This is a genomic window from Methylobacterium aquaticum (genome assembly GCF_001043915.1).
Lineage (GTDB): Bacteria > Pseudomonadota > Alphaproteobacteria > Rhizobiales > Beijerinckiaceae > Methylobacterium > Methylobacterium aquaticum.
In genome coordinates this window covers 1-646 of the sequence record NZ_LABX01000261.1, presented here as the reverse complement: position 1 = coordinate 646, position 646 = coordinate 1, and the positions used below count along the sequence as shown (strand labels likewise).

At 63.9% G+C, this 646-nt stretch carries 2 protein-coding genes; both read left to right on the top strand.

Features of this window, described 5'->3' with window-relative positions; genetic code table 11:
* Positions 1-238, top strand: a 238-nt coding sequence (locus tag VP06_RS37415) for a hypothetical protein (RefSeq protein WP_048467155.1), incomplete at its 5' end; no start/stop codon positions are given.
* Between the two features lie 8 nt (positions 239-246).
* Positions 247-646, top strand: a 400-nt coding sequence (locus VP06_RS28330) for a hypothetical protein (protein WP_048467154.1), incomplete at its 3' end; no start/stop codon positions are given.

Here is a 646-nt window from a genome sequence, read left to right as displayed (position 1 = left end):
CGACGAGGATTTCGTCACCCGCGAAACCGTCGAACTGCTCGCGCACTGCACCTTCGGGTGGTCGGGCATCGTGTGCGACAGACAGCCCGTCGAGTTCTCGGCTGAGGCGGCCAAGCATCTCTATTCCCGGTTCCCGTGGATGAGAGAGCAGGCTGACGCTGCTTGTGCCAACCGCAACCTCTACGATCGTTCGGCCTCGCGGGATCAGCCGCCGGCCGGCGAGAGCGCCCACGCATAGGCGCCGTCATGGATCTCCTTGACTTCGATCTCGCCAACGATGCGGAGGTGGGCGTGGAAGTCCACCTCAAGAACCCTCGGACCGACAACGACGAGCCGCTGTTCACGAAAGACGGGCGGCCCGTCACCATCACCGTCGCCGGGATGTACAGTCGCGCGTACCGGGATGCGGTAGAGGCGGCCAACAAGCGCCTCTTCGGCTTCCCACCTACGATGCTGGACCATCCCATGTTTCGGCCCCAGCGCGATGCGGCCGACATGGAGGTGCTGGTTGCCGTCACCCTTGAATGGCAGGGCATCACGGCCGACGGCGTAGAGCTCGATTTCACCGACGAGGCGGTGGCTGCGGTTTATCGCCGGTTCCAGTGGATCAGAGAGCAGGTCACGAAGGCCATTCACGATCCGAAGG